Here is a 25595-nt window from a genome sequence, read left to right on the forward strand (position 1 = left end):
AAAGATGATTATTACCGGAAACAAAGAGTATTTTAAAGGAATCGGCGAAATAAAGTATGAAGGAAAAGAGTCCGATAACCCATTGGCGTTCAAATATTATAACCCAGAGCAAATGGTAGCCGGACGTAAAATGAAAGACTGGTTTAAGTTTGCTGTAGCCTATTGGCATAGCTTCTGCGGAACCGGTGCCGACCCGTTTGGTCCCGGAACCCAAAATTTTCCTTGGGATGAACCAACTGATGCCTTGGATGCAGCCAAAGCAAAAGCCGATGCGGCATTTGAGTTTATCACCAAATTAGGATTTGATTACTACTGTTTCCATGATATAGATGTGGTGAACGAAGCCGATAATTTTGCTGAATCAGAAAAGCGTTTGGCTACTATGGTAGACGTACTGAAAGAAAAACAAAAGACTTCCGGTGTAAAATTACTTTGGGGAACAGCCAACTGCTTTAGTAATCCACGCTATATGAACGGAGCTGCTACCAACCCGGATTTCAACGTATTGGCAAGAGCTGGCGGACAAATAAAACTGGCTTTGGACGCAACGATTGCCCTTGGAGGTGAAAATTATGTGTTCTGGGGTGGACGAGAAGGTTATATGTCCCTCTTGAATACCGATATGAACCGCGAGCTCGATCACATGGGGCGTTTCCTCGGTATGGCACGCGATTATGCCCGCAGTCAAGGATTTAAAGGGAATTTCTTTATTGAGCCCAAGCCTATGGAGCCGATGAAACATCAATACGATTTTGATTCTGCTACGGCGATCGGTTTCTTGCACAAATACGGTCTTCAGGACGATTTTAAAATCAATATTGAAGTGAACCATGCTACCTTGGCACAACACACTTTCCAACACGAATTGGAAGTTGCTGCCGGAGCCGGAATGTTAGGGAGTGTAGATGCTAACCGTGGCGATTATCAAAACGGTTGGGATACCGATCAGTTCCCGAACAATATTTATGAAACCACAGAAGCGATGTTGGTATTTATCAAAGCCGGTGGTTTACAAGGCGGCGGTGTGAATTTCGATGCAAAAATCAGAAGGAATTCTACCGACATGGACGATCTTTTCCACGCCCATATTGGCGGCGCCGATGTGTTTGCCCGTGCATTGCTTACAGCTGATGCCATCATCAAAAATTCCAAATACGACGCATTGAGAAAACAACGTTACAGTTCGTTCGATTCAGGAAAAGGAAAAGCATTTGAAGAAGGAAAACTTCAGTTTAAAGATTTATATGAAATCGCTGCTGAAAACGGCGAACTCGAACTGCAAAGTGGTAAGCAGGAATTGTTTGAGAATATTATAAATCAGTATATATAAACTAATCATTTGAACTAGAATGCAAACTAACTTAAACACTAAATAGATGAAAACTGTATTAGAATCCGCCGACTGGGTTGTATTGGGAATTTACCTGTTGGCACTCATAGCGGTGGCTGTATGGGTAGTACTCCAAAAGAACAAAAACACCGAAGATTATTTTTTAGCCGGACGTAATGTGGGCTGGTTCGTAATCGGGGCATCCATTTTTGCCTCCAATATTGGGTCCGAACACGTTGTGGGACTCGCAGGAACCGGTTTTGAATCGGGTACGCCTATGGCACATTATGAGCTGCATGCGTGGATCGTACTGCTTCTGGGATGGCTCTTTTTGCCGTTCTATATCAGAAGTGGAGCCTTTACCATGCCCGAGTTTTTGGAAAAACGTTTCGACAGCCGCTCACGCTGGTTTTTGTCCGTTTTCTCATTGGTGGCTTATGTGCTGACAAAAGTATCGGTAACGATTTATGCCGGTGGAATTGTAGTTTCTGAATTACTCGGTATTCCGTTTTGGTATGGAGCCATAGGTATTGTCATCTTTACCGGAATCTATACAGTTATTGGAGGGATGAAAGCCGTGATCTACACCGAAACCTTACAGACCATCATCCTTATCCTGGGGTCGTTGATCATTACCTACCTCGGATTGCAGGAAGTAGGCGGTTGGGGACAACTACGTGATACCGTTATTGCTGAAAGCCCTCAGCACTTTAATATGTGGCGCCCCATGAGCGATCCGGATTTCCCGTGGACAGGTTTATTGTTCGGAGGGACCATAGTAGGGGTGTGGTACTGGTGTACAGACCAATATATTGTACAGCGTACTTTGGCGGCCAATAACATTAAAATAGGACGTCGCGGAGCCATTTTCGGAGCCTATTTAAAACTGTTGCCTATTTTGATCTTCCTTGTTCCCGGTATTATCGCATTTGCGTTAACCATTCAACAGCCGGAGGTTTTTAGTGTGGATAAAGCAGACAGAGCCTTCCCAATGTTGGTGAAAACCCTCTTACCTGTCGGATTAAAAGGATTGGTAGCCGGTGGATTGATGGCAGCGCTTATGAGTTCGTTGGCCTCTGTCTTTAACTCCTGCTCTACCATCTTTACGATAGATATTTATAAGAAATTAAAACCCAACAAGACTGAAAAGCAATTATTGAACACCGGAAAAGTTGCCACGGGATTTATCGTAGTACTCGGAATTATTTGGATTCCGATTATGGACAAGATCGGAGGTGGGGTGATGTATCAGTACTTGCAAAACGTACAGTCGTATATAGCACCTCCGGTAACTGCAGTTTTCTTGCTTGGTATCATCTGGAAACGTGTCAACTCAAAAGCAGCCATAACGACCTTATTGGCCGGATTGGTGTTGTTGATATTGCGTTTGGGATCAGAAATCTACTACCAACCGCAACTTTCGGCAGGAGTGGAAGCCGGTGGCATTCTATATGCCTTTGCAGCGATTAATTTTGCACACATGGCTATTTATATGTTTCTCTTTTCGGTGATTCTGTGTGTGTCCGTAAGTCTGGCAACAGCCGAACCGGATTACGCCCGCATCAAGGGATTGTCTTTCGGTACCTTGACCGCAGAAGACAAAGCAGCGACCAAGAAAAGCTACGACACCATCGATGTTGTGCTTTCGGTACTGCTTGTGATTATTGTGATCGCTATCCTATCCTATTTTACCGGATGATAATTTGAATAAAATTTTAATACATGTATAAGCCTCAAACTTTGTTTGGGGCTTTTTTTGTTGGAGATTGATCTATTAATTGTCCCTTTGAGGCAAACAGAGGGGCAAAATATATTTTGCCACGAAATTTGCGAGCGTAGCTCTTTAGGGGTGTTTCCCAGGTATTTTAACCCCAACCCCCCAATCTTTTTACCTAACCGGAACACCTTTTCACCTAAAAACTCCTTGAATATACCTAAAGGAAAAGGGTTATATTTGAAAGGAATATATGCCATTGTGTATATCCAACCGGTTTTAGGGGGATGCGGTATTATATTGGGGGTATAAACAAGTTGTGCGTCATTTGAGAACCGACAACAGACAACTTCCACAGACAGAAAAATCATTCAGAAAAAAATCATTCGACAAAATTTGCGTAACTTTAAAGTTACACATATATTTGTAACCTCAAAGTTACATAATATGCAAAAAGAAATTAAACACGAATGGATTTATGAGCAATCGCCCAGGGAAATTTGGAAGTACCTCACAAAGGCGGAACTTATTGCGTTATGGTTAATGCCAAACAATTTTAAACTTAAAATTGGACACGAGTTTCAGCTTACAACCAAGCCAATGCCAGCACTTGATTTAGATGGAGTTTTTCAATGTAAGGTTCTCGAAATTGAACCTTATCAAAAACTTTCATACAGTTGGAAAGGCGGTTCGGGTAATGGGATTTTTACACTTGATACTATTTGTGAATGGACATTAGAACCACACAAAAAAGGAACAAAGTTGAAATTGAAACATTCAGGCTTCGGAGAAAACAATACCGACATTTTTATTGGTATGACAGATGGTTGGCTTAAGAAAATCGAACAAATGCTTGAACTTATAAACGCCTAAAAAGTAAACGGAATATGAAAATCGGAATAATCGGTGCGGGTCAAATTGGCTCTACCTTAATCAGACAATATGTTAAAGCAGGTCACGAAATAAAAATGACAAATGCAAGCGGAATAGAAAAGTTAAAAGCAATTGAAACCGAAACAGGAGCTATAGCTGTATCCTTAGCAGATGTGGTTAAGAACATTAATGTGTTGATAATTTCAATTCCTTTCAATGAAATTCCAAGCTTAGCAAAACAGTTAGGTCAAAGCATAGCTGCCGACACCATAATTGTCGATACGACAAATTACTACCCTATCAGAGATGGCAAGATTGACGAAGTAGAAAATGGAATGCTTGAAAGCGTTTGGGTTTCAAATCATCTTTCTCGTCCTGTTATAAAAGTTTACAACAGTATTTTAGCAGGTTCACTTTTGAATGAAGGACTTTCAAAAGGTTCGAAGAACAGAATTGTGCTACCTATTTCGGGCGACAATTTAAAATCAAAAGAAACAGTTGCATCATTGGTAAATGATAGCGGTTTCGACAGCATAGATATTGGTGATTTATCGAATTCGTGGAAACAACAACCCGGTAGTCCGGTTTATTGTACTGATTTAGATAAAGCAGCATTTAAACATAATCTTGACAAAGCACAAAGAAACACCTTAGCAGAAAGACGTGAAATTGCTTTGCAATTTATATTAAAGCAAGATCTATCAAATTGGTTAAGTTGGTATAAAGACTGCGTTACCAATAACCGTATTGTTTACAAAACGGCACTAAATAATTAAGTTATGGCAATACCCAATCTTGATGCATTCCAAGTAATTGCAGACCCAAGCAGGCGGCAAATTTTACAGATGCTTACCAAAGACAGTTACAACATCAATAGCATTTCAGAAAATTTTGAAATGAGCCGACCTGCCGTTTCAAAGCACATCAAAATTTTGCAGACCGCAGGTTTTGTTTCCATTCAAATAATTGGCAGGGAACACTATTGTATTTTAAATCGGGATGGATTTAACGAAATCAAAGAATGGATAAATCACTTCGACAAGTTTTGGAACAACAGACTGAAAAAATTGGAAACAATTTTGAAAAATGAAACAAAATCCTGAGTTGATTGCAAAAACGAACGCAGAACATTGTATAAGCATAATGCGGGCTGAGCGGCTAAAATTGAGCATTTTTGCTCTGAATAAACTTTGCGGTGGGCGGACAGTGAATTGCTCCAAAACCCGCACTGCGCTTATACTTGACCATCAGACTGTCGTTAGCTACAATTTTAAATCCCAATATCACATGACTAATGTTGGATCAAGAGTTCGAAATTCAATGAATTAAAAGTAAAAATTAATGAAAATCTTTATAGTTAGGGGGACAGGAAAAACAGGAAGAGAATTAATTAAGCAGGGGCTTGAACATGGGCATTCAATAACTGCATTAGTTCGCAATCCTGATAAATTCAAACTAAATAACCCTAATCTAAAAATAATAAAAGGAAATGTATTGAAACCCGATAGTTTCCAACAGAACGTTCATGAGCAAGACGCTGTTTTATCTGCACTTGGGCATAAAAGGTTTTTAATTCCGACAAGAATCTTATCGAAAGGAACCAGAAATATAATAAATACAATGAATAAGCATAACGTTAAACGGTTTATTTGCATTACATCCCTTGGGGTGAATGACAGTAGATTTAAACTTGGATTGTATTATACCCTTTTTACGATACCATTTATACTTTTATTTTACTTTTTAGATAAATCTAGACAAGAAAAATTAATAATGAATAGCGATCTGGATTGGACAATAATTAGACCAGGACAACTAACTAATGGAAAAAAAAGGACAAATTACAAACATGGGCTCTCTGTCGGTAATTATATCCTTACTAAAATGATCTCAAGAGCAAGTGTTGCTCATTTTATGTTAAATCAGCTTGATGACAATACTTATTTAAGGAAGGCACCTGGGATAATAAATTGAAAAATGTACAAAGCAGCGACCAAAGGAAGCTACTCAACCATCGATGTTGTGCTTTCGGTACTGCTTGTGATTATTGTGATCGCCATCCTATCCTATTTACAGGATGATGATTTGAATAAATTTTATACATAAAAGAGGGGGCTAAAAAGCTTTTTTCTTGTCAGTTCGAGCGCAGTCGAGAACTATATAGCCTATGAAAATCAATAGGTTTCGATGGCTGCACCATGTGCTTTCAATAAAAATATATTTTATTTCAAGCAATACTCAACCTGACAATATCTAGTTTGAATTACTTTTTAGCCCCCTTTTTTTGTTGGGATAGTGTTCGGGACGTAATGGTTTTAACCATTTTTAGTAGAAAGGACATTTATTTTTTGAAAAGCTTAAGTTAAACAGGACACCTTTTCACCTAAAAACTTCTTGAATGCACCTAAATGAAAAAGCTTATATTTGAAAGGGAAACATGTTTTTATCCCGCAACTTTATGAGGTGAAAATGTATTTTAGTGTTTATATAACGAGTTGTAACATATTTAAAAACAGCCTTCTCATTTAAAATTAATGTTAGCAAAAAATATCATACTTGTTCTTGCAACTTTAGGGCTATTTCAGGGATTTTTCCTTTTCATTTACCTTTTTACCCTTAAAAAAGGTAATAGGATACTAAATATTTATTTGAGTTTAATTTTATTGGGTTTAACAATAAGAATTGGGAAATCGATACTTGGCTATTACATTCCGTTGGAAGCTTGGCAAAAGAACATTGGTATCTCAGGAAGCCTAATTGTTGGTCCGGTTTTATGGTTTTATGGGATTATCTTGTTTCAAAGAAGTAAAACTTTATCTAAAAGTTATTATCTGCATTTATTACCATTTACCCTTTTTGCTTTAATGCTAACCTTCATACCCAGCAATGGTGATTTTGAGACTTTTTGGAATTACGGGCTAGTAGTTTTTCATTTAGCTATTTACCTTATCGTCTCTTGGTTTACTTTAATAAGAAGTAACTCAAAAACTACTTTAAAAAAGTCAAAATGGTATAGAAATATTTTAATTGGAGTAACATTAATATGGATATACTATCTAGGTAATTTTTTAAATTTAAAACTGCATTATATCTGGGGACCTATTTTTTATTCATTCCTGATTTACGCCTTTACATACCTTTTTCTAAACCGTGATAATTTTAATATAGAGAAATATGAAAATTCAGGTCTAGATACAGAGAACTCCATAGCATTGTTTAAAAAGATTAAAAAATTATTTGAAAACGAAAATCTCTTTTTAGATCCAACTATTTCGTTAAATACCTTGTCAGAAAAACTATCAAAAAGTTCAAAAGAAGTTTCTCAATCTATAAACCAAAATGCCCAACAAAATTTTAGAGAATTTGTAAATAAACATAGAATAGAAAGAGCTAAAGCACTATTGGTTGATTTGGAAAGTAAAGATGAAAAAATGGCTACCGTGGCCTATGATTCAGGCTTTGGCACTGTCACAGCGTTTAATATTGCTTTTAAGAAGATTACTGGACTGACTCCATCTGCATATCAAAAAGAAAACATTTCAAATTAAGTTTTTCATATTAAGAAACATGTTTCTTAAAGAATATCAGCTTTAAAACATTGATATTAGCTTTTATAATTAAAACTAATATCATGAATAGAAAAACATTTATTAAAAACTCATTAGGAGGAATCGTATTAGTAGGAGCTGCTGTTTCACCAGCTTTATCATTTGCTCAAGCTCTTCAAGAACCAGAACCTCTTGATTTAAAATTAGTCAAAGAATTTGTAGTAGCAGGACACAAAAACTTAACTCTTGTGAAAGAGATGCTTCAAGAATACCCAAACTTAATTTATGCTCGATATGATTGGGGAAATTCAGATTTTGAAGAGGCTATTGAAGGGGCAGGTCATTTAGGCAATAAGGAAATTGCTAATTATTTGATTTCTCAAGGAGCTCGAGTTAACTTATTTGTATTGACAATGCTGGGGAAAACCGACTTGGTAATACCAACTTTGGAGGCTTATCCCGAATTAGTTTTTGCTAAAGGGCCACATGGTTTTACATTACTTCATCATGCAAATGTGGGTGAGGCCAAAGATTTGAAAGATTATTTAAAAGAAAAAGGGCTTAACGAAACTCATGTAAAAATCAAATAAAAATGTATTTTTAGTAATTATATAGCGAGTTGTGCAACATTAGTAAAAACGAGCAATTTTTCGGATATTTAGAGCCAAAATTTAGATAAAATGGCAACAGTAGATAACATACGAAACGGATTGATTGACAAAATACTATCCATTAAAAATAAAGATTTTTTAGTCGCCCTTGACAAACTAATTACTTCGAGTTCTTCTGAATCAGAAATAGTCGAATTAACTAAAGAGCAGAAAATAATATTGGAAATGAGTGAACAAGATATCAAAAAAGGCAAATTGATTTCTCAAGAGGCTATGGATAAAAGAAATCTGGAATGGTTAAACGCGATGTAATATGGACACGAACAGCAGACATTCAGTTCGTGGGAATTTTGGAATATTGGGTTAAGAGAAATAAATCCAACACATACTCAAAGAAACTTGTAAAACTGGTTACGGAAAGAACAAAACAAATTGCAGATAAGCTTTAATTTACAAAGCAACTGATTTTAAAGACATAAGAGTAACTTCATTAGGTAATTTCAGTATTTACTATAAAGTTACTGACACAGAAATTATAATCACTGCTTTTTGGGACAATAGACAGAACCCTAAAAACTTTTAAAAATATTAGAAAACAAAAAATAACGTTGCAATAACACCTCCCATAAAAAGCACTAACTATAAACCCCGCAACCTACAGCCATCCCCATAAAATATAAACTATCGGGCAACCAAGCCCAAACAACCGATGTGTTCTTCCTTAACAAAACCCGAAAAAGGCTATAAAAAAGTGTTGTTACCCCGAAATGTGAAGGGATAAAAATGTATTTTAGTGTTTATATAACGAGTTAGCAGCAATTTGAGAAATACTTACCGACTTCAAAAAATCTGATATTTTTCCTAAAATTTAAAATAATTGATGAAAAATTTGCGAAACTGAATAGTTGCATATATATTTGCAACCGAATGGTTTCTTAAAATAGCAGATTATGAGAAGAGATATTTTTCAAGCGATCGCTGACCCTAAAAGACGAGCAATTATCGCTTTAATTGCATTGCAATCAATGACGCCTAATGCAATTGCAGAAAATTTTAAAACATCTCGTCAATCTATTTCAAAACACCTTCGTATCCTTACAGAATGTGAATTGGTAAATCAGGAACAACAAGGCAGAGAAATTTATTACTCGCTTAAAATCGAAAAGATGAAAGAAATTGACGAATGGCTTGAGCAATACAGAAAAATTTGGGAGACTCGATTTGATCAACTTGATGAAGTATTATTAACAATTAAAAATAAGAAAAAATGAAAAACAATTTGCAATTTAACTTTACCGTTGACAAAGCAACTAAAACGGTATTCGTAGAGAAGGAATTTGCGGCAGAACTTCCATTAGTTTGGGATGCATTTACAAAACAGGAAATTCTTGACCAATGGTGGGCACCACAACCGTGGAAGTCTGTAACAAAATATATGGATTTCAAAATTGGTGGGCGAAGATTTTATGCTATGGTAGGTCCGGAAGGACAAGAACATTGGTCTATTCAGCAATATTCTTCCATTAGTCCAAAAACCAATTTCAAAATGTTAAATGCTTTCGCAGACAAAGATGGAAATCCTGATTTGCCAGGTTCCAATTGGGATTTGAATTTCAACGAACAAAACGGAATGACAAAAGTGAGTATTACTATTAAAAATGACTCTCTCGTTCGGATGGAAAAGATGATTGAAATGGGCTTTAAAGAAGGATTTACTATGACGTTAAACCATTTGGAAAATCTATTGACAACTTTATCACAAAAATGATTTACGTTTTCAAAACAAATATCAAAACTAAATTACAGGTAAAAAAACTCAATATAAACGGGTTAGCAACAATTTGACGCAACCACGTTATGAATTATGCATCTACTTTTTAAATGATAAAACCAAAAATCATGAAAAAACAAATTCTACTTTTAATAACTATCGGGATTTTACTTTCTTGTTCTAATGATGACGAAAGTGGGTCACAAGTTATTGATATGCGAATTAATCATTATCAAAATACAGGTATAGCTGTAGGTCCTGTGTTGACATTACTTGTACAAAAGGACGATGCTGTCGGGACAAATAAATGGAACAGGTTTTACACAAATATTGAGGGTTTTGATTATGTTCCCGGAAAAATTTATAATCTTTCTGTTAGGGTTGAACAAATCAGCAATCCTCCTGCAGATGGTAGTTCATTTAAGTATACCCTATTAGAGGTCAAATCAATTCAAGAAGTGGATAATGAAACTCTATTTGATATAGATTTAAAGATAAACGGGCAAAGTTTTGTTACTACAAACTCTGGTTACGAACTACTAAGCCAAATTGAGATAGATTGCAACACGCTATGTGATGAGCTAGATGCAACGGTACAGAACCAGGATTTTGTCGTTGGAACTTTTAAACGGCTTCCTAATAATGAAATACAGTTGGTTGAACTGGAATAAAAAAACTATTGCTTGTGATTGCTATCCTATTTTACCGGATGATTTGAATAAAATTCTTATATGTGTAAAAGCCTCAAACCTTGTTTGGGGCTTTTTTGTTGGAGATAATTTTGGAAGTCAAACCGTTAAAACGGTTAATATTTATGTGTTAGACATGTAATATTGGAAAGGGTATTGTTTTTGAAAAGCTTAAGAGATACCTTTTGGGCTAAAAACAGCTTGATTATACCTAAAAGGAAAAAGGATTATATTTGATAAGAAATATGTACTATTGTGTATATCCAACTGGTTTTTTAGGGGATATGCGGTATTATATTTGGGTGTAAATAATTCATAAACAAGGTTTTAAATAAGAATATGAGTAAAAAAGAAATATTTAAAAAAGAGAATCTTGAAGAATTATTTAAAGAGAATTTTGATACAACAAAGACCAAAGGCATAGATAAATTAAACGCGATTGGTTTTCAAAATCGGAAAAAAGAATTATTGAATGCTACTGAAAGAAAAATTTATGATGAAACATATACCTTCAGCCCTTACGTTGAAGTTCTAAAATTAAAGGGCAGAAATAAACATCCAAGAATTATTTCAATTCCTACCGTTAGAGATAGAATAATATTATTCGCTGTCAAAGAATATCTGCATGACTTATTTCCAGACAGTATAAATAAGAAATTACCAAATTCATTCATACGTGATATAAAGAAATATTTCTCTATAAATGGAAAGAAAAAATACTTTCTCAAAATTGATATAACTAAGTATTACGACACCATAAATAGAGAATTACTTCTTCAGAAACTAAAAGATAAAGGTGTGGATAATTTTGTTTTGAGGTTAATAAAAAATGCCATTGAAACACCAACAGTACCACAAAACACTAAAAAATCAAAATATCATCACTTTGAAACAAAAAAAGGAGTTCCACAAGGTCTATCAATCTCAAATATTTTGGCGCAAATCTACATGGAGGAAATAGATGAAATTCTAAATAAGAGAAAATATTTTTATTCTAGATACGTAGATGATATATTGATATTAAATGATGATCCCATCTCAAAATACCGTTTTAAAAACGTAGAAAAAGAGATTAAAAAAATAAATTTGGAACTCAATAATTCAAAAACTGAATTTGGTAAAGTTTCAGATGGTTTTATTTTCCTTAGCTATTCTATTTCAGATAAAAAAATTTCAATTGCAGAGAAGAATGTTCAGCTTTTTATAAGAAGAATTGCGGGAAAATTTACTTGGCTTAAAAATGGATTATCAAATAAGCATGATAGGCCAAAATGGCTTAAAGATGATAAAGAAAGATTTAAAGAGGTTTTCTTAGAAGAACTAAATGAAATGATTACTGGAATTATATCAAAAAATAAAAAATACGGATGGTTATTTTATTTTGCTGAGATGAATGATAAATCTTTATTATTTAAACTAGATAAAATTATAGATAGTTTTTTTAAAGCTTTAAAAGTTTTTGATAATAAACCACCAAAAAATCTGAAAAAATTAGTAAGAAGTTATCATGTAATTAGATTTGATAGCAATAAAAATTATCTTGCAAATTATGATGAAATAGATACAGTTAGGAAGAAAAGGGAATTTTTAGTTTTTCGAGGTGAAATAGGATCTGAGATACCTTATACAAATGACGAAATTGACGATTTCTTCGAGAGATTCACAAAAAAGACTATCAATAAACTAGAAAAAGATTTAGGTTATAAATATTAAAAACCGGGGCTACTTCCACTTTGTGGGACTTGAGATTCTCAAGTATTTGTACAATTATCACAGAAATGTGTTTAGATTTCCGAAAGGAAAAATTGTCCTATTGTTCTTTTAAGTAGCCCCTTATTACTCAATTATGGAGAACGAATTAAATCGCTGGTATAAAAAATTATGGGAAACTAAAGGAAGTAGATTTATTGCTGCAAAGAGGTATGAAAGACATGAAAAATGGTCAACAATAACCATCAGTTTAGTGTCAATTTATATTATTTGCATAAACTTATTAGTCTTCGTTCCTAATAGACCTCCAATACTTTCAGAGATAAATATAACTTTATCAACTATTAGTCTTTCAATTTTAGTAATTGTAATTTCTATCATTTTGAATAATATGAGTTATAAGCATCTTTCTCATCGGTTTCATGATTGCGGAAGGGAAATAACTATTGTTTATGATAAATTATGTCTTTTAAAGGCTGACTCGGAAAAAGTAAGAAAAGAAGATTTAGAGGAAATAACTAACCAGTATAATTCGATTTTAAGAAAATATGATATAAACCACACACCTCTTGATTATTATGTTTTCCAAAAAAATAATATAAAAGAATATTCAAATATAACTTATCCGTATTTATTCCAATTCTGGATATTCTTACGTTATCAATTTGACACCTTAGGTCGTTATGTCATATTTATTTTAATTCCAATTGCATTATATTTTATTTTCATAAAACCCAGTGCCTAACAACGGTAACCGTAGCATAAGCCCATAAATTGTAAAACATTGACACCCATAGCCACTTTTTAAGACTTATTAGTTAAATTTGAAATGCCACACAATCGTGCGGCAGCGGGCATAAATGGTATTATATTGAGTATATAAATAAATTGCCCACCATTCATAAAATCCGTCAAACGATAAAAATTTAAAAATGAATAACGAACTCATTGAACAAAAAAGTTGGTGGAAACGGAACTGGAAATGGTTTACGCCAGTTTGTGCAATAATTTTAATTACAGTTATAATTTTCTTCTCTTCAGGAATGGGCGGAATTACAACTGATTTGGCTCAAGCTTATGCGGATACCGAACTTTATGAAAATGCGCTGGAAAAGGTGAGATCTGACCAAAAAGCAACCGAACTACTCGGAGAAATAGCACCAGTTGACAAGCTTACGATTTTGGAAGGCGAAGTGAATTACTCAAATAATAATCAAACCGTAAACTCTACAATTCGGATAAAAGGAACAAAAGGGAAAGCCCGAATGGATATCTCTGCTGACTGGGAAAATAACAAATGGAATTATAAAAAAATCAACATCCGAATTAAAAACCCACCCGAAAAAAAACAGACGATTGAAATAATCACAGCGGAATAAAACGGTGGGAAACAACACCCCCTACAAAAAACACCAACCAAATATTTAAATAAATCCAAACAAATGAACCGAAGAACTTTTATAGGAAAAACAGCAATCCTTGGGTCGGCAGCCTTGTTGCCCATATCGTGTTTTTCAAATGCCAATGCACCTCAATATAAAATGGGCCTGCAATTGTACACCGTTAATGAAGATATGAACAACGATCCCATCGCAACTTTAAAAGCGGTAAAGGCTATGGGGTATGAAGATTTTGAGACCTTTGGGTTTGATGCCGAAAAAGGAACTTTTTACGGTTATACATCTTCTGATTTCAAAAAAATACTGAACGACCTGGAACTTACAGCCTCCAGTGGACATTATGGGTTTTCTTCCTATCTCAATAAACCCGAATCGGATTTAAAACGGTTTGTGGATCAATGTATAAAAGGAGCCCGTGCTTTGGATATGAAATATATCACCTGGCCATGGATAGCCCCGGAACAACGAACAATGGATAATTTTAAATTGATGTCCAAAAAACTGAATGTGATAGGGGAGCAGGTTACGGATGCAGGTCTTGGATTTGCCTATCACAATCACGGTTTTGAATTTGAAGACCACAATGGCGAAAATGGTTTTGATGTTATATTAAACGAAACAGACCCTTCACTGGTGAAACTTCAAATGGATATGTATTGGGTCATGCGTTCTTCTAAATACACGCCCAAGGAATTGATCAGCAAACAACCGGGGAGATATGTGATGTGGCACATCAAGGATATGGATAAAGTAACAGAGGATTATACCGAGCTGGGCAATGGTGCTATTGACTATACCGAAATACTTCCCGACCCGAAGGCATCCGGACTCGAATTCTATTATTTGGAACAGGGTGGTAATTTTACACACAACCCCATGCAGAGTGTGGCCGATAGTGCAGCTTATTTTAAAAAGCATTTACAACAATATATTTGATTTGAATGCACCCACAACTGTTAAATAACATATCAAATTATATCAAACTAACCCCTGAAGAGAAAAGTTTATTTGAAACTTTTTGGACAGAAAAAAAATTGGAGAAAGGGGATTACCTATTGAGAAATGGAGAAGTTTGTCGAACCGATAACTTTGTTATATACGGAACTTTAAAAGCTTTCTATATAAATCCCATTAAGGGCAAAGAAGAAATTTTATATTTTGCCATTGATGATTGGTGGGCAACAGATATGGAGAGTTTTCAAAAACAAAGCCCTTCAATTTATAATATCCAGGCGATTGAAGACACCAAATTATTGCAAATCCACTTTAACTCATTTCAGGAGATGCTAAATAGAATTCCAAAACTTGAACGTTTTTTTAGGATTATTCTAGAGAACTATCTTGGCAGTTTACAAAGAAGAATCATCTTGAACAATGTATATAATGCAGAGCAACGTTATTTTGATTTTTTGGAGACATATCCGAAAATAGCAGAAAAAGTTCCGCAATATTTAATAGCCTCCTATTTGGGTGTTTCCCCCGAATTTATTAGTCGTATAAGGAAAAAATAGGTTTATTGAACTAGATCAATTTTTTTGATTACCGTTTTTATGACTTTTGCTTTTCAAATTAAATATGAAAGCAAAAAGAACACATGAAAAAAGTACTTATCATTAATGCCAGTGTAAGAAATGAAAAATCACATAGCAGAAAACTGACGGATTTGTTTGTGAAAAATTGGAAACATAAACACCCTGACGATTCTTTTACGTATAGGGAAGTTGGATTAAAAGAAATCCCCCCAATTGATGAAAACTGGATTGCAAGTGCATTTATAAAGCCGGGAAATAGAAATGAGCAAAATCAAAAAGCAGTTGAATTAAGTAATGAATTAGTGAAAGAATTGCAAGAGAATGATATTTATGTGATTGGGACGCCTATGTATAACTGGTCTATCCCCAGCGGACTAAAGGCTTATATTGACCAAATTATGCGCATCAACGAGACGTGGAGATTTCGTTCCGGAAAACCCGGTGGCGATTATGTTGGATTACTTCAAAACAAAAAAATGTTCATTCTATCAAGCCGAGGTGATACCGGATATGGGGTATACGAAAAGAATGAACATATGAATTTCCAAACCTCTTATTTAAAATTTGTTTTTGAAATGATGGGTATAAAAGATACAACCATAATTTCCTTGGACAACGAAGAATTTGGCGGAAATATTTTTGAAAAATCAAAACAAGCTATTTATAAAAAAATTGAATCGATTGAGTAAAAATTTCGCATCAATTACCATAGCCCACAGTTTAAACCGTGGGCTATAAGGATATGTGTTTGGTCTGTAATGGTTTGAACGATTTTTAGTGGAAACCATATTGTTTTTTCTGAAAATCTTAATTTTAGAACACCTTTTTGGCTAAAAAACCTTTTGAATATACCTATAAGGAAAATGGTTATATTTGATAAACAATATATGCCATTGTGTATATCCAACCGGTTTTGGGGGATAAACGGTATTATATTGGGGATATAATTAAGTTGGCAGCCATTTGAACAAAAACAACAATATGAAATGTGACATATATACAATTTGGGAAACTTATCAAAACGATTTAAAAGGCTATGTAAGAAAACGCGTATCTGACGTGAATGATGTTAATGATATTATGCAATCGGTTCTTATCAAAATCACAAACTATTGTGAGACAAAAAATAATGTAAAGTACATAAAGGCTTGGCTTTACAAAATCACACAAAATACAATAATTGACTTTTATAAGAAGTCAAAACGGACAACAACCAATGCCGATTTTGAACACATGCACCTACAAAACCATCAAGAATATGATGAAAATATCTTTGTTTGGCTTCATAACTTTATAGACAATCTTCCAACTGAATATTCAGAGCCATTAAGACTTTCAGATATAGAAGGTAAACCACAAAAGAAAATTGCTGAACAACTTGGTTTGACGTTAACGGCAACTAAATCAAGAATTCAAAGAGCCAGAAAAAAGTTAAGAGAGAAATTTGACGAATGTGGAACAGTACAGCCTTCTGAAAATCAGCTACTTTCTTATACTATAACTAAAGCTTGTTGTCTGAAATAAAAAATAGAAAAATTTTGCATCTTTTCAATGCCTTCTCAGTCTTAGAAGTAAATATTAAATCTTAAAAATAAAAAGACAATGGAAGCACAAACAAAAAATGCATTGAAAGTAGAATTTATTCAAGTAGAGATGCCAACAAATGCCAACAATTCTTGTTCAGCCTGTGATACCGTGCAAGGTAAATTAGTTTCGGCAATTCAAGATGTTCAAAAACTCTTTGATAATTTGGATTGTGAAATCTTCTTCAAGTCAACAACAGTTAGGACTATTAAAGAAGTTGAAAAAGCCCAAATAGTTGCTTCACCAACAATAAGAGTTGGCAATTTTGACTTTTATCCTAACCATCCAAGAGATAGCTCTGAAAAAAGAGAATGGGCTTGGAATGGATTGACTATATCTGAACCCAACAAAGAGACTTTGATAGAGGTTTTGCTAAAAGGATATTTTGAACCAAAAAAAGGGAATGAGAAAAAGGAGTTATCCCCATACATTCTCAAACACTTAAATGAAAGTGAATTGACAAAATCTAACTGCGGATGTAGTTAAAAAACGTCTGCCAACATTGGTAACCGTTACACAAACCACTAGTTTTATAAAAACAAGATATATAAGAGCCCTTTTAAGGGCTTTTATTTTACCGTGTAATTTAATTGCAACCTAAAATCGGTTAGATATTATCCTGACCCCAAAACCCAAATCTCACAACCCCATTAGGACATCAAAAGGCTAAAATGTATCTTTACGCCTTCAAAACAACTCCATGATTTTAGCGAAATACACAAAAGAATTCGGATACAATCTGCGCTTGGCCTTTCCGGTGATCTTAGGGATGTTGGGGCATACATTTGTGGCTTTTGCCGATAATGTTATGGTAGGGCAGTTGGGAACTGCCGAACTCGCAGCTGTATCCCTGGGAAACAGTTTTATCTTTATCGCGATGTCGATCGGAATCGGTTTTTCAACGGCAATCACACCACTGGTAGCAGAAGCCGATGCCGCCGGGAATATAGAATCGGGGAGATCGTCGCTTAAACACGGAACGCTTCTTTGTACCTTGATGGGGTTGATATTGTTTATCATGCTCTTGTTTGCCAAGCCCTTGATGTACCTTATGGATCAGCCGGTGGAGGTGGTCGAATTGGCGCTTCCGTATCTAGATCTGGTAGCGTTTTCTTTGGTGCCGTTGATTGTCTTTCAGGCCTTAAAACAATTTTCAGACGGACTTTCACAAACGAAATATCCCATGTATGCTACTTTGGTGGCCAACATCATGAATATTACGCTTAACTATCTTCTTATTTTCGGTAAGTTCGGTTTTCCGCAAATGGGTATCATAGGGGCTGCCATAGGGACACTGGTCTCCCGGTTCAGCATGGTCGTTTTCTTGTGGTTCCTGTTTAAAAAGAACTCAAAAATCAAACAATATGTGACCCATTTTAAATGGAAGGTCATTGATAAAGACAGGATCAAGAAAATCATCGACTTAGGCTTTCCTTCGGCTTTGCAAATGCTTTTTGAGGTGGGGATCTTCACTTCCGCAGTATGGTTGAGTGGTGTTTTGGGTAAAAATCCGCAAGCGGCCAATCAAATTGCCTTAAACCTGTCCAGTATGACCTATATGGTGGGGGTTGGTTTGAGTGTCGCGGCCATGGTACGTGTAGGAAATCAAAAGGGTTTACTCGATTTTAAGAATCTGAGGCGAATTGCCGTATCGGTCTTTTTCCTCACCTTTCTTATTGAAGTGGTTTTTGCCTTGTTCTTTATCGTGTTCAAAGATGGGTTGCCAACCATTTATTTGGATCAAAACGATATGATGAACCTTGCCGATAATACCGAAGTAATCACCATAGCATCACAATTATTATTGATCGCTGCTTTTTTCCAGATTTCAGACGGTTTACAAGTAGTTTTTCTTGGAGCACTACGCGGATTGCAGGATGTGAAGATTCCGACCCTGATTACTTTTGTTGCATACTGGATCATCGGTTTCCCGATTTCTTATTATTTAGGACTGAAAACCAATGTGGGGAATATGGGAATTTGGATTGGATTGTTGTCCGGACTCACCATCGCAGCAATATTTTTGTACTTTAGATTTAATTATTTAACGAGAAAACTGATCAAAACGCAGGGCGTAGCGGCGGTTAACTAACAATTTCAACATAACAAAATGGAATTACCAAAGTTTTTATTAGGTGATAATACCGATTTCCCTAATGCAATTTTTATTGTCCATACCGATTATCCACGTTTTATCATCAATTTGGAAAATGACGAGGTGGAATGGCTGGAAGATTTTTCTGCTGAAGATGAAAGGGAACTCTCCAGCGAAGCCGAGAATTTGATTCAGGCGGCCAATGATTTTTACGATCGGGAGATCAATAGATATGATGAAGATTAGTCTTTATGATCGATAAACTTATTGAATACGACCAACGATTATTCCTTTTCCTGAACAGTCTCGGAAACGAGTCCTGGGACGGATTCTGGATGTTTATGACCAACAAATGGGCATCGATTCCGCTGTATGTTTTCTTACTCATACTCTGTCTTCGAAGCTTTAAATGGAAGAAGACACTGCTGATTTTAATATTGGTCGCCTTGATGATTGCCGCAACCGACCAATTGGCCAACGCTTTCAAATACGGATTTGAACGTCTGCGTCCTTGTCACCAAGAAGGGGTGCAGGAGATCATGCGTTTGGTGAAGTCTTATTGCGGAGGGAAATTTGGTTATTTTTCTGCCCATGCTTCCAATTCGATGGCGGTTGTAGCCTTTTTTTCAATACTGTTTTCGAGAAATTATAAATGGCTGCCTTTTTTGTTGATTGTTTGGGGGATTACAGTAGCGTATAGTCGAATCTATATCGGAGTTCATTACCCACTGGATGTCATTACCGGAATTTCTATTGGAATGTTACTCGGGTGGTTGTTTTCCAAATTGTTTATGTGGATTGTGGAGAAGGGAAAACTTTGACATCCCCCTGCGCTGATAGCACTACCCAGTTTTTGGGTAATATTGTCAGGTCGAGCGCAGTCGAGACCTCATTCTAAGATAGCAAAGTCCAAAACCTCTCGGCAAGCTTTGCTTGGTATCTTCAATCCAAAATATATTTTGAATCTCGATAATGCTCGAGGTGACAGTGGTAAAACCTTCTTCCGCGCTATCTAACGAGAATTAATTTCCATCATCCTCAAGCCCAACAAAACAAAAACGACTCCCATCAAACAAGCCTTTATCACTTAATTTTAAAGATGGAATCACCAGCAAAGCCATAAAAGAAAGCGTCATAAACGGGGCTGAAAGTGTACTTCCCAAGGTTTCTTTGGCAAAAGTATCTAACGCTGCATAAGCCTTTCCGATGGTTTCAGCATCTTGATCACTCATGATTCCGGCTATCGGAAGTGGAACCGTTACCGATTCGCTACCGGAAACGGCACAAACCCCGCCTTTGTTTTCTATGATGGTGTTTACGGCCTTACAGAGGGCTTCATCGTTTACACCCACAGCAATGATGTTGTGAGAATCGTGAGCAACGGAAGAGGCGATGGCTCCTCTTTTCAGTCCGAAATTTTTAATGAATGCAATAGCAGGCGGTTCGTTTGAATAACGATTGACCACAACTATTTTTAAAAGATCGTTTTCGGTGTTTGAAATCAACTTTCCGTTTTGAAGCGTAGCTTTTTCAACAGTAATATTGGTGATTAATTCGCCGTCCATAGCCTCGATAACCTTGATTTTTTCTGCGGAAGAGCTGATTTCAAAATCGGAGGGCTGCTTTTTTTCGGTTTCAAATTTATTCAGGATAGGAAAGTCAACCGGATTGATTTTTGAAGTGCCTTGATCAAACACAAGTTCGCCATCGATATAAGTTTGTTGTACTTTAAAATCCGTTAAGTTTTCAACCACAATGCAATCAGCAGTATCGCCAATTTGCAGCAATCCGACATCCAAACCGTAATGTTTTACGGGATTGATACAAGTGGCTTGTAATATTTTAAAAATATCGATGCCTTTAGCAACCGCTCTGGCACATAACTGATTGATATGTCCGATAAGGAGATCATCCGGATGTTTATCGTCACTGCAAAGCATCATGTTTTCGTAGTGTTCGGACAAGAGACCGATCAAAGCTTCAAAATTTTTGGCGGCGCTTCCTTCTCGGATGATCACTTTCATGCCTTTTTGTAGTTTTTCCAAACCTTCGGCATAGGTAAAACACTCATGATCTGTACTGATTCCTGCCGCAATATACTTGGAAAGATCGTCCCCAATAACTCCCGGTGCGTGGCCGTCGACGGGTTTGTCAAAATGCTTTGCCCAGGCTATTTTTTTCAGCACTTCTTCATCATTGCGAATCACTCCGGGGTAGTTCATCATTTCAGCTAGATATTTCACTTCAGGTAATGAGAGTAATTCTTTTATCCCATCAGAATTTATAGTAGCTCCGGCAGATTCAAAAGTAGTTGCCGGAACACAAGAAGGAGCACCAAAATTGAACTTAAAAGGTGTTTTTTTACCATTTTCAATCATAAAATGAACCCCATCAACCCCTAAAACATTAGCGATTTCGTGTGGATCGGAAACTGTTGCCACCGTACCGTGTTTTACGGCAATCCGGGCAAATTCAGAAGGGACCAACATCGAACTTTCAATATGGATGTGCGCATCGATAAACCCGGGAAGAATATAGTGTGAATGTGCGTGTTCTTTTTCTTCAATCGAGGCAATTTTTCCATTTTCAACGGTGATTTCACCTTTAAAAATACGTTTGTTATGGATATCGACGATTTGTCCTTGAAGTTTCATGAATGCGGTTTTTTAGTGTCTGTTAACAGACACTAGTAAAGCTAATATAATTTCATAGTTTCACAAAGTTTTATGGAAAGTGACCGGTTTTTTATTAATTATATGGCTCCCCTCTTCAGACGAAGAGGGGAATGAATCCGTCTTTGGCGGAGAAAGGGGAGTTTTGAAAGCCCAAGCTTTATGGTTAAATCACCAAGCATTTGTTCTATACCAATGACATGGGATTTCAGAACCCTCCGTTTTCAGTTCTGCTATCGCAAAACTGCCATTTCCCCACGCGCCAGCTGGCTCGTTCGCTAAAACAGTCCACAGGACTGCTTCTTAACGCTCCGCTCCCTTTGTCTAAAGGGAGGAGCCATTTTTTACTTTTATTATATATTACTTGAATGAAATCAAAATTGCAAATTCTACCAACAACCTATTCCCTGTCAAAAACAGAAGCGTTCAGCGGTCCCAGAAAAATCAAAAAGAAAATCACCCCGAAGGCCAATTCATACACCTCCCATTTTCTGTCCGGTGGGATAACGGTCACAATAAGGGTAGAAATGACAAAAGCTATGGTGTGCTGCCATTTAACAACAGGAACGGCAAAACGGTCGACAGTTTTTTTGATCCAGGTGTTTTTTCGGTATAAAATGGGAAGGAAAATGAGATAGATTACCATCCCCACCATAAGCAACTGACTGAAAACAATTTTGTTGACTTTTTTCCCGCCTACGACCAGATTGTGGAAATTGGTTTCTTTTTGGGCGTTGTTCTGCAAGAAATATTCACCGGATTCAATGTTGAAGATACGTTGTCCCCAGGAAATCTCTTCCCCGGCACCAAAGAGGAAAAGTATGGCAAATAAAAATACGCCAAGTTTCCAGGTAAAAGATTTACCCTTTCCGATGGAAAACAAACGGAAAAAGCAGAGCAAACTCACGCAAAGCAGCATGAGGGCTGTGGCATATTCTACGGTATTGTCCTCAGCGGCAAAAGTATTGTCAAAATACTGTGGGTTGCTAAATCCCAGATACAGGCTTAAAACAAAAATGATGCTTAAAAATGTATATCCTAATTTTTCAGTTCGATTTATCATAATAACTAATTTTCTTTTTTGATAATGTAAAAATGACTCGTCAACCGCTGTTTGTGTGCTCTTTCTTCAGGGCTAGCGGTATAATTAATATCGAATACCTCTTGAAATTCGATTCTATAGCTTGGAGGGAATAAGCTTTGTAGTTCGTCGAGTTTTTCCGTACTGACTAACAAACCAAATTCTTTTTCTTGAGGGATTTTAAGTTTTTCCCCATGTTGAATTTCCGGGGCGGACTTACCGTAATGCCAAATCATTTCCGGTGATGGCTCTCCCAGCGAATAGAGTGATAGTTTGGTTTTCAGTTTGCTGATGTTGTTGAAACCTGTATTACTGTTAAAGCTTTTCGCCAATGGAAATCCGACTGCCATGACCACAATGATAAAGGTAATGGTGAGATAAAAAAGTGGTTTTATCTCTTTTTTCCGAAGGAAATAGAACATTAAAATACCAATCACGAACAAAAACAATCCGCTGAGGACAAAATAGAGGTAGAATCCACTTAACTTATCCTTTAAAAACAGAAATCCACCAATGGGGAATGCGATACCTATGCAGGCGATTAATCCGAAATAGAGATAAACGGGGAATCGTTCACCTTTGTTTTTGATGCCTTTAAAATGAAGAATGAGATATTCCACATAAAAAGCGGTGTTCATCGCCATGGGAATCAACACCGGAAGCAAGTATCTCGATTTTTTTTCAGGAATTAGCGACAGCAAAACCACCGAAGCTATGGTCCATAAAAATGTGAATGTATATGCTTTTTTGTCGCTTACTTTGTTTTTTAAGTAGGGATAGAGTAGAGCCACAAAAGCGGGGATGGTCCAAATACCACTTTGTGTAAAGAAACTCCAGTAATAATAAAACGGACGCACATTATAACTCGACCAATTGCTGGCCTCTTCTTTGGCTATTTCTATAAACGCCTGCGGATCGGCATAGCGCACATAGACAAACCAGGAAAGCCCGATGGAGAGTCCGATGACGAGCATGGAAACAAACGGAAGTATCTTATTCCTTTTGAGTTGTTCTTTGTAGGTGATTCCGTAGGCAATAAGGAATGGCAGCCACAACGCATATAGAGAAACAGGCCCTTTGCTTAAAAACGCAAAACCGAAAAACAGTCCGGACAGCAAGGCATTCAACCCTGTTTTTGTGTTTTCTTTCATCATTTTTATGAGGAAGAAAATACTAACAACCATAAAAGCGTGCGTAAAAATATCCCATTGACCGTTTCTTCCTGAAAAGATGATGTAAAAAGAAGTAGGAAGGATTAAAGCAGCATATAAATTCAGTTTTTTATTGTTGAATAGCAGATTGCCTATTCGATAGACAAAAAACACGAGTACCACAGAACTCAATGCAGCAGGGAGTCGCAAAGCAAACAAGCTGTGAATACCAAACAAAGCGCTACTAATGGCAGTAAGCCATGTGGGAAGTGGTGGTTTTTCATAACGTGGATAATCGTTCATGGTGGTGAGGATCCAATTTCCATTGGAAAGCATCTCACGAGCCGTTACAAAATTACGGGCTTCCATGATATTGACATAAATGACATCTAAATGGGTGAAAAAGATGCACAAACACACCAAAAGGATCACTTTTACCGGATATTTTTCTATAAGATCAGTCATTTTGTTTTTTTAGGATAAGTAGGTTTCTGATGTAAATAATACTTCCTAAAGAATGTCCTACCAAAAGTACAGGATCTTTTCTTAAAATGGCATAGGTCAATATCAATAAGGCTCCACAAAGGCTCAACAGCCAAAAACCAGTCGGTAGGGATGATTCTTTCCGTCTTTCCGAGTAAATCCATTGATAGATAAACCGGAAAGTAAACAGGATTTGTGCAAAACTTCCCAAAATCAATAACCAAAACGGGATGTCTTCATTCCTGAAAAGTTGATCGAGATCGTAGGTGTTGTTGTTATATCCGTAAATGATGATCAGGACAGGGAAAATGAGTAAAAACACTCGTAAAACCATAGGCGATTTCTGCCATTCTCCTTGAATCTGCAAATTTCTGATATAAATGAAATAGGTAAGGGTTTGCCCTAGCATAATAGCAAAATCATCGCGCAGCCATCCGTAGACAAACAAGAGAAACGATGCAAACAAACTCAGTTTCCAAAAAAGGGAAGGAGTGAGCACTTTCTTGCTCTTTTCAGAGATTAACCATTGGTAGAGAAGCCTTCCGGAGAAAAGGATTTGAGCCAAAAAACCTATGGAATATATAAGCCAATCGTTCATTTATCCTTTTTTAGCAATGCTGTAGTTGATATACTTTTTTTTCATCCACAAATAAGCAAAACAATCCATCAGAGGACCAAGGAGACGGTTCCATAAGCCAAATTTTGCTTTTCCTGCAATTCGGGGGAAATGCCGCACGGGAATTTGGATGATTTTTCCTTCCTGCAACAAGATCATGGCCGGGAGAAAACGGTGTAATCCTTTGAACATCGGAATGCGTTTGGCATATTCCGTTTTTATCACTTTTAGTGGACAGCCCGTATCATCCATACCGTCGTGTGTAAAACTCCTTCGGATGCCATTGGCAATCTTGGACGACATGTTTTTCACAAAAGAATCCTTTCTGTCGGAACGCACTCCTGTAACCAAGTCGTATTCCCTAATATGTGCTAACAGCAAATTAAAATCTTCGGGAGCTGTTTGCAGATCAGAATCAATATAACCCAAAAGCGGTGTGTCCACGTGGTCGACCCCAGCTTTGATAGCGGCACTCAAGCCTCTGTTTTCTACGAAAGCGATGTATTCAAAATGCTCGGAACGCTTGCAAATGGTTTCTATCAGTTCCTGGCTTTTGTCTTTAGAGCCGTCATTCACGAAAAGTACCTTGGTAGGTTTTGAAGCGACCTTGAAGTAATTATTAAATTCCTTTTCAACCCTTTCCAGATTATCCTCTTCATTATATACCGGAACGATGATTGTAAATTCGTAGTTCATATTCTTTACCGATTTTTCATGCAAACTTTACTCACTAAG

General features: G+C 36.4%; 29 protein-coding genes. 24 read left to right on the forward strand and 5 right to left on the reverse strand.

What is annotated here, in order from left to right; translation table 11 throughout:
• The first annotated feature begins 4 nt into the window (after positions 1–4).
• The 24 genes from xylA (at position 5) to OOZ15_RS10025 (ending at position 19678) form a co-directional block, all read left to right on the forward strand.
• Positions 5–1330: a xylose isomerase gene (xylA, locus tag OOZ15_RS09910; RefSeq protein WP_265956242.1), complete on the forward strand. Its 1326-nt coding sequence runs from the start codon at positions 5–7 to the stop codon at positions 1328–1330.
• Positions 1331–1376: 46 nt separating this feature from the next.
• Complete coding sequence (locus tag OOZ15_RS09915; protein WP_265956243.1) at positions 1377–3029, forward strand: sodium:solute symporter; 1653 nt, start codon at positions 1377–1379, stop codon at positions 3027–3029.
• Between the two features lie 462 nt (positions 3030–3491).
• On the forward strand, positions 3492–3917 hold the full coding sequence (locus OOZ15_RS09920; protein WP_265956244.1) for an SRPBCC family protein: 426 nt from the start codon (positions 3492–3494) through the stop codon (positions 3915–3917).
• Between the two features lie 14 nt (positions 3918–3931).
• On the forward strand, positions 3932–4693 hold the full coding sequence (locus OOZ15_RS09925; RefSeq protein WP_265956245.1) for an NADPH-dependent F420 reductase: 762 nt from the start codon (positions 3932–3934) through the stop codon (positions 4691–4693).
• Between the two features lie 3 nt (positions 4694–4696).
• The gene (locus OOZ15_RS09930; protein ID WP_265956246.1) at positions 4697–5020 is read left to right on the forward strand and encodes an ArsR/SmtB family transcription factor; all 324 of its coding nucleotides are present in this window, start codon (positions 4697–4699) and stop codon (positions 5018–5020) included.
• 238 nt (positions 5021–5258) lie between these two features.
• A complete protein-coding gene (locus OOZ15_RS09935) occupies positions 5259–5891 on the forward strand; it encodes an NAD(P)-dependent oxidoreductase (RefSeq protein WP_265956247.1) in 633 nt (210 codons plus the stop codon).
• 3 nt (positions 5892–5894) lie between these two features.
• Positions 5895–6023: a hypothetical protein gene (locus OOZ15_RS09940; protein WP_265956248.1), complete on the forward strand. Its 129-nt coding sequence runs from the start codon at positions 5895–5897 to the stop codon at positions 6021–6023.
• A 428-nt stretch (positions 6024–6451) separates the two neighbouring features.
• Positions 6452–7465, forward strand: a complete 1014-nt coding sequence (locus OOZ15_RS09945) for an AraC family transcriptional regulator (protein WP_265956249.1) — start codon at positions 6452–6454, stop codon at positions 7463–7465.
• 83 nt (positions 7466–7548) lie between these two features.
• On the forward strand, positions 7549–8055 hold the full coding sequence (locus OOZ15_RS09950; RefSeq protein ID WP_265956250.1) for a hypothetical protein: 507 nt from the start codon (positions 7549–7551) through the stop codon (positions 8053–8055).
• A 90-nt stretch (positions 8056–8145) separates the two neighbouring features.
• Positions 8146–8388 carry a hypothetical protein gene (locus OOZ15_RS09955; RefSeq protein ID WP_265956251.1) on the forward strand — a complete coding sequence of 81 codons (243 nt, stop codon included), beginning with the start codon at positions 8146–8148 and terminating at the stop codon, positions 8386–8388.
• Positions 8389–9026: 638 nt separating this feature from the next.
• Positions 9027–9347 carry an ArsR/SmtB family transcription factor gene (locus OOZ15_RS09960; RefSeq protein WP_265956252.1) on the forward strand — a complete coding sequence of 107 codons (321 nt, stop codon included), beginning with the start codon at positions 9027–9029 and terminating at the stop codon, positions 9345–9347.
• Positions 9344–9844 carry an SRPBCC family protein gene (locus tag OOZ15_RS09965; RefSeq protein WP_265956253.1) on the forward strand — a complete coding sequence of 167 codons (501 nt, stop codon included), beginning with the start codon at positions 9344–9346 and terminating at the stop codon, positions 9842–9844. Before OOZ15_RS09960 ends, OOZ15_RS09965 begins: the two co-directional genes overlap by 4 nt.
• A 131-nt stretch (positions 9845–9975) precedes the next feature.
• Complete coding sequence (locus OOZ15_RS09970; protein WP_265956254.1) at positions 9976–10518, forward strand: DUF4377 domain-containing protein; 543 nt, start codon at positions 9976–9978, stop codon at positions 10516–10518.
• Between the two features lie 357 nt (positions 10519–10875).
• Entirely contained in the window at positions 10876–12249 is a 1374-nt protein-coding gene (locus OOZ15_RS09975) for a reverse transcriptase domain-containing protein (RefSeq protein ID WP_265956255.1), read from the forward strand.
• A 133-nt stretch (positions 12250–12382) separates the two neighbouring features.
• Positions 12383–12991 carry an SLATT domain-containing protein gene (locus OOZ15_RS09980; protein WP_265956256.1) on the forward strand — a complete coding sequence of 203 codons (609 nt, stop codon included), beginning with the start codon at positions 12383–12385 and terminating at the stop codon, positions 12989–12991.
• A 187-nt stretch (positions 12992–13178) separates the two neighbouring features.
• Entirely contained in the window at positions 13179–13625 is a 447-nt protein-coding gene (locus OOZ15_RS09985) for a cytochrome c oxidase assembly factor Coa1 family protein (protein ID WP_265956257.1), read from the forward strand.
• Between the two features lie 63 nt (positions 13626–13688).
• The gene (locus OOZ15_RS09990; RefSeq protein ID WP_265956258.1) at positions 13689–14582 is read left to right on the forward strand and encodes a sugar phosphate isomerase/epimerase family protein; all 894 of its coding nucleotides are present in this window, start codon (positions 13689–13691) and stop codon (positions 14580–14582) included.
• 5 nt (positions 14583–14587) lie between these two features.
• Entirely contained in the window at positions 14588–15157 is a 570-nt protein-coding gene (locus tag OOZ15_RS09995; RefSeq protein WP_265956259.1) for a Crp/Fnr family transcriptional regulator, read from the forward strand.
• 83 nt (positions 15158–15240) lie between these two features.
• A complete protein-coding gene (locus OOZ15_RS10000) occupies positions 15241–15867 on the forward strand; it encodes an FMN-dependent NADH-azoreductase (RefSeq protein WP_265956260.1) in 627 nt (208 codons plus the stop codon).
• A 292-nt stretch (positions 15868–16159) separates the two neighbouring features.
• Positions 16160–16702 (forward strand): sigma-70 family RNA polymerase sigma factor, encoded by a 543-nt coding sequence (locus OOZ15_RS10005; RefSeq protein ID WP_265956261.1) that lies wholly within the window; start codon positions 16160–16162, stop codon positions 16700–16702.
• Positions 16703–16780: 78 nt separating this feature from the next.
• On the forward strand, positions 16781–17248 hold the full coding sequence (locus OOZ15_RS10010; RefSeq protein WP_265956262.1) for a hypothetical protein: 468 nt from the start codon (positions 16781–16783) through the stop codon (positions 17246–17248).
• Positions 17249–17462: 214 nt separating this feature from the next.
• Entirely contained in the window at positions 17463–18854 is a 1392-nt protein-coding gene (locus tag OOZ15_RS10015) for an MATE family efflux transporter (RefSeq protein WP_265956263.1), read from the forward strand.
• Between the two features lie 18 nt (positions 18855–18872).
• Positions 18873–19103, forward strand: a complete 231-nt coding sequence (locus OOZ15_RS10020; RefSeq protein ID WP_265956264.1) for a DUF8828 family protein — start codon at positions 18873–18875, stop codon at positions 19101–19103.
• A 5-nt stretch (positions 19104–19108) separates the two neighbouring features.
• Positions 19109–19678, forward strand: coding sequence for a phosphatase PAP2 family protein (locus tag OOZ15_RS10025; RefSeq protein ID WP_265956265.1), 570 nt, complete (start codon positions 19109–19111; stop codon positions 19676–19678).
• A gap of 201 nt (positions 19679–19879) precedes the next feature.
• Here OOZ15_RS10025 and ade read toward each other — a convergent pair whose 3' ends face one another.
• From ade to OOZ15_RS10050, 5 genes are all read right to left on the reverse strand, one after another.
• Entirely contained in the window at positions 19880–21511 is a 1632-nt protein-coding gene (gene ade, locus OOZ15_RS10030) for an adenine deaminase (RefSeq protein ID WP_265956266.1), read from the reverse strand.
• A gap of 418 nt (positions 21512–21929) precedes the next feature.
• Positions 21930–22592, reverse strand: coding sequence for a hypothetical protein (locus OOZ15_RS10035; protein ID WP_265956267.1), 663 nt, complete (start codon positions 22590–22592; stop codon positions 21930–21932).
• 5 nt (positions 22593–22597) lie between these two features.
• On the reverse strand, positions 22598–24226 hold the full coding sequence (locus OOZ15_RS10040; protein WP_265956268.1) for an ArnT family glycosyltransferase: 1629 nt from the start codon (positions 24224–24226) through the stop codon (positions 22598–22600).
• Positions 24219–24842: a lipid-A-disaccharide synthase N-terminal domain-containing protein gene (locus OOZ15_RS10045; RefSeq protein WP_265956269.1), complete on the reverse strand. Its 624-nt coding sequence runs from the start codon at positions 24840–24842 to the stop codon at positions 24219–24221. Before OOZ15_RS10045 ends, OOZ15_RS10040 begins: the two co-directional genes overlap by 8 nt.
• A complete protein-coding gene (locus OOZ15_RS10050) occupies positions 24843–25556 on the reverse strand; it encodes a glycosyltransferase (protein WP_265956270.1) in 714 nt (237 codons plus the stop codon). It abuts the gene before it with no gap.
• Positions 25557–25595: the final 39 nt, after the last annotated feature.

Origin of the sequence: Galbibacter kalidii, from assembly GCF_026241135.1 — a bacterium.
In the GTDB taxonomy this organism is placed as follows: domain Bacteria; phylum Bacteroidota; class Bacteroidia; order Flavobacteriales; family Flavobacteriaceae; genus Galbibacter.

Bases quoted from the DNA above. Each gene is read 5' to 3' on its own strand.
- OOZ15_RS10005 (WP_265956261.1), top strand. From the start codon at position 16,160: ATGAAATGTGACATATATACAATTTGGGAAACTTATCAAAACGATTTA.
- OOZ15_RS10050 (WP_265956270.1), bottom strand. From the start codon at position 25,556: ATGAACTACGAATTTACAATCATCGTTCCGGTATATAATGAAGAGGAT.
- OOZ15_RS09975 (WP_265956255.1), top strand. From the start codon at position 10,876: ATGAGTAAAAAAGAAATATTTAAAAAAGAGAATCTTGAAGAATTATTT.
- OOZ15_RS10045 (WP_265956269.1), bottom strand. From the start codon at position 24,842: ATGAACGATTGGCTTATATATTCCATAGGTTTTTTGGCTCAAATCCTT.
- OOZ15_RS10000 (WP_265956260.1), top strand. From the start codon at position 15,241: ATGAAAAAAGTACTTATCATTAATGCCAGTGTAAGAAATGAAAAATCA.
- OOZ15_RS09950 (WP_265956250.1), top strand. From the start codon at position 7,549: ATGAATAGAAAAACATTTATTAAAAACTCATTAGGAGGAATCGTATTA.
- OOZ15_RS09955 (WP_265956251.1), top strand. From the start codon at position 8,146: ATGGCAACAGTAGATAACATACGAAACGGATTGATTGACAAAATACTA.
- OOZ15_RS09915 (WP_265956243.1), top strand. From the start codon at position 1,377: ATGAAAACTGTATTAGAATCCGCCGACTGGGTTGTATTGGGAATTTAC.
- OOZ15_RS09985 (WP_265956257.1), top strand. From the start codon at position 13,179: ATGAATAACGAACTCATTGAACAAAAAAGTTGGTGGAAACGGAACTGG.
- OOZ15_RS09965 (WP_265956253.1), top strand. From the start codon at position 9,344: ATGAAAAACAATTTGCAATTTAACTTTACCGTTGACAAAGCAACTAAA.
- OOZ15_RS09930 (WP_265956246.1), top strand. From the start codon at position 4,697: ATGGCAATACCCAATCTTGATGCATTCCAAGTAATTGCAGACCCAAGC.
- OOZ15_RS10035 (WP_265956267.1), bottom strand. From the start codon at position 22,592: ATGATAAATCGAACTGAAAAATTAGGATATACATTTTTAAGCATCATT.
- OOZ15_RS10015 (WP_265956263.1), top strand. From the start codon at position 17,463: ATGATTTTAGCGAAATACACAAAAGAATTCGGATACAATCTGCGCTTG.
- OOZ15_RS10010 (WP_265956262.1), top strand. From the start codon at position 16,781: ATGGAAGCACAAACAAAAAATGCATTGAAAGTAGAATTTATTCAAGTA.
- OOZ15_RS10025 (WP_265956265.1), top strand. From the start codon at position 19,109: ATGATCGATAAACTTATTGAATACGACCAACGATTATTCCTTTTCCTG.
- OOZ15_RS09960 (WP_265956252.1), top strand. From the start codon at position 9,027: ATGAGAAGAGATATTTTTCAAGCGATCGCTGACCCTAAAAGACGAGCA.
- OOZ15_RS09920 (WP_265956244.1), top strand. From the start codon at position 3,492: ATGCAAAAAGAAATTAAACACGAATGGATTTATGAGCAATCGCCCAGG.
- ade (WP_265956266.1), bottom strand. From the start codon at position 21,511: ATGAAACTTCAAGGACAAATCGTCGATATCCATAACAAACGTATTTTT.
- OOZ15_RS09940 (WP_265956248.1), top strand. From the start codon at position 5,895: ATGTACAAAGCAGCGACCAAAGGAAGCTACTCAACCATCGATGTTGTG.
- OOZ15_RS09980 (WP_265956256.1), top strand. From the start codon at position 12,383: ATGGAGAACGAATTAAATCGCTGGTATAAAAAATTATGGGAAACTAAA.
- OOZ15_RS09990 (WP_265956258.1), top strand. From the start codon at position 13,689: ATGAACCGAAGAACTTTTATAGGAAAAACAGCAATCCTTGGGTCGGCA.
- OOZ15_RS10040 (WP_265956268.1), bottom strand. From the start codon at position 24,226: ATGACTGATCTTATAGAAAAATATCCGGTAAAAGTGATCCTTTTGGTG.
- OOZ15_RS09925 (WP_265956245.1), top strand. From the start codon at position 3,932: ATGAAAATCGGAATAATCGGTGCGGGTCAAATTGGCTCTACCTTAATC.
- OOZ15_RS09945 (WP_265956249.1), top strand. From the start codon at position 6,452: ATGTTAGCAAAAAATATCATACTTGTTCTTGCAACTTTAGGGCTATTT.
- xylA (WP_265956242.1), top strand. From the start codon at position 5: ATGATTATTACCGGAAACAAAGAGTATTTTAAAGGAATCGGCGAAATA.
- OOZ15_RS09970 (WP_265956254.1), top strand. From the start codon at position 9,976: ATGAAAAAACAAATTCTACTTTTAATAACTATCGGGATTTTACTTTCT.
- OOZ15_RS10020 (WP_265956264.1), top strand. From the start codon at position 18,873: ATGGAATTACCAAAGTTTTTATTAGGTGATAATACCGATTTCCCTAAT.
- OOZ15_RS09935 (WP_265956247.1), top strand. From the start codon at position 5,259: ATGAAAATCTTTATAGTTAGGGGGACAGGAAAAACAGGAAGAGAATTA.
- OOZ15_RS09995 (WP_265956259.1), top strand. From the start codon at position 14,588: ATGCACCCACAACTGTTAAATAACATATCAAATTATATCAAACTAACC.